Origin of the sequence: Streptomyces sp. NPDC051907 (assembly GCF_040681075.1) — a bacterium.
Classification (GTDB): domain Bacteria; phylum Actinomycetota; class Actinomycetes; order Streptomycetales; family Streptomycetaceae; genus Streptomyces.
On record NZ_JBFAYB010000222.1, the window covers coordinates 1 to 2,181 of the forward strand.

A 2,181-nucleotide genomic window follows, 5' to 3' on the forward strand; every position below is an offset into this window, starting at 1 on the left:
GCCAGCAGATCGCCATGCACGAGGACCGAACCGTGGCCGGCACCGCAGTCATCCTGGAGGTTCATCGCCCTGCCACCGCCATGCCCGCGGGATGATGTGACTGGCGCACAGCCTCCCTGCTGGTGCACGTATCTCCGTACTTGGTGGAGCACTCACAGGAGTACGCCGACAGGGGTGGAGTTTGCGGGCGTTGTCGAGGGCCTTGGGGTCGGTGACGGTGACGGTCGCGCCGAGGTCGTGGAGGGCCTGGGCGACGGCGAGGGCGGGCGAGTCGCGGATGTCGTCGGTCTCGGGCTTGAAGGCGGTGCCCCAGACGGTGATCCGCTTGCCCCGCAGGTCGGTGCCGAGCTCTTCGCGGGCGAGGTCGATGACGCGCTGACGGCGGCGGGCGTTGACGGCGCCGGCTTCGCGGAGGATGCCGACAGCCTCGCCGGCACCGGGGTCGTCGGCGCGGGTGTGAAGCCGCGGAGGTCCTTGGGCAGGCAGCCGCCGCCGAAGCCGAGTCCGGGCCGCATTCCGCGGCGGCCGATGCGGTGGTCGTGGCCGAGGATGTCGGCGAGCTCGGCGACGTTGGCGCCGGTGTTCTCGCAGACCTCGGCCTTGGCGTTGATGAAGGAGATCTTGGTGGCGAGGAAGGAGTTCGCGGCACCCTTGGCAAGCTCGGCGGTAGCCCAGTCGGTGACGATCGTCGGCGTCCCGGACTCGATGATCTTCTCAAACGCCCGCCGCAGCAGGGCCTCGGCCCAGGAGTGCTCGGTGCTGAGGCCGAGGACGAGCCTGTCCGCGCGGAGGGTGTCCTCGACGGCGAAAGACTCGCGCAGGAACTCCGGGTTCCAGGCGACTTCGATGAGGTCCCCGGCGGGGGCGTGTTCGCGCAGGAGTTCGGCGACTCGGGGTGCGGTGCCGACGGGGACGGTGGACTTGACCGCGACGACGGCCGAGCGGGTCAGGCCGGGGGCCAGGCGGGTGACGGCGTCGAAGAGGTGGGTGAGGTCGTAGGCTTCGGTGCCGGGCTGCTGCGGGGTGCCGACGCCGATGAAGTGCAGGTCGGCGAACTCGGCGGCCTCCTGGTAGGAGGCGGTGAACGCTGCGCCCGGTGCGCCGAAAATAAGGTCGTGGACCGGTTCATCCAAACCATGGAGCGCAATAACGCTGGCCTTGCGACTCAGGCCAACGCGTATGACAAGCTGAAGGCGATTCTTCTCGACGCCCACAGGCTAGGCATCTTCGGAGAGAACCCGCTGGAAGGGGTCAAGCCTCCTCAGTATGACCCTGAGCGTGCTGTCATTCCCTCTGTGGTGCAACTCCAAGGGATCCGCACCGCCGGCGACGACACCTTCCGTTTGATAGCGGATCTCATGAGTGGGTGCGGGATGCGCAATGGAGAGGCGGCGGCGGTGAGCGTAAACAAAATCGTTGCCGATGACGTGTACCGCATCACCGAGCAGGTGAACCAAACCACCAGGCAATACGGGCGACTCAAGCACCGCAAGGCGGGCGAGTACCGTGACGTGCCGCTGCCTGCCCGGATCAAGGAAACTATCGAGTGGTACGCGGACAAGCATGGAACCGTGGATGGCTACCTTCTCAGGCATCCGGCGGATCCCGCGAAGGCGTTCCCGTACTACTACCTCTCGAACCAGTGGCAGAGGGTCAAGAGGGCCGGGGAGACAGATATACCTGAGGGGATGGTTATGTACGGGTTCCGTCATTTCTTCGCCTCGAACTGTCTGTCCAACCGCATCCCGATCACCGATGTGGCTGAGTGGATGGGGCACAAGAGCATCGACGTGACGTTCAAGATTTACCGTCACCTCATGCCCGGCTCGATAGGCGTGGCGGCCAAGCTCCTGGACGTCGGTCTGACCGCCTGAGATGTGGCGGCGCTGCTGCCGCACCAAGGCCCCCCGCGGAACCATCCTGTCGCGATGCTGACCTTTTGCTGACCCCTCGCGGACTCAGGCGCGTTTGACCTGCGGAAACGCCGAAAGTGTGTGAGATGTGGTGGAACTTCATCGGGCGTTCGCACGAGGAGATCGCGCGGGCGCGCGACGACTGGGCGACCGGCTCCCGCTTCGGCGAGGTGAAGGGCTACGACGGCGGCCCGCTGCCCGCCCCGGCGCTCCCGCCGGTGGCGCTGAAGCCGCGGGGGCGGGTGCGCTGACCTGGGGTGTTGTTCGC

Annotated in this window: 2 protein-coding genes and 2 pseudogenes; 2 read left to right on the forward strand and 2 right to left on the reverse strand. The window is 66.8% G+C overall.

The window, feature by feature from the left end:
* Nucleotides 1-48: 48 nt before the first annotated feature.
* Nucleotides 49-591, reverse strand: coding sequence for a UDP binding domain-containing protein (locus AB0M39_RS41850; RefSeq protein WP_365374403.1), 543 nt, complete (start codon nucleotides 589-591; stop codon nucleotides 49-51).
* A pseudogene (locus tag AB0M39_RS41855) lies at nucleotides 516-1,214 on the reverse strand (UDP-glucose 6-dehydrogenase); the annotation flags it as partial. The gene AB0M39_RS41850 and the pseudogene AB0M39_RS41855, both read right to left, overlap by 76 nt.
* On the opposite strand from AB0M39_RS41855, the gene AB0M39_RS41860 reads away from it, so the two are divergent.
* Nucleotides 1,116-1,874 carry a tyrosine-type recombinase/integrase gene (locus tag AB0M39_RS41860; RefSeq protein WP_365374401.1) on the forward strand — a complete coding sequence of 253 codons (759 nt, stop codon included), beginning with the start codon at nucleotides 1,116-1,118 and terminating at the stop codon, nucleotides 1,872-1,874. The pseudogene AB0M39_RS41855 and the gene AB0M39_RS41860 sit on opposite strands and share 99 nt — an antisense overlap.
* Before the next feature lie 125 nt (nucleotides 1,875-1,999).
* A pseudogene (locus AB0M39_RS41865) lies at nucleotides 2,000-2,164 on the forward strand (pirin family protein); the annotation flags it as partial.
* Nucleotides 2,165-2,181: the final 17 nt, after the last annotated feature.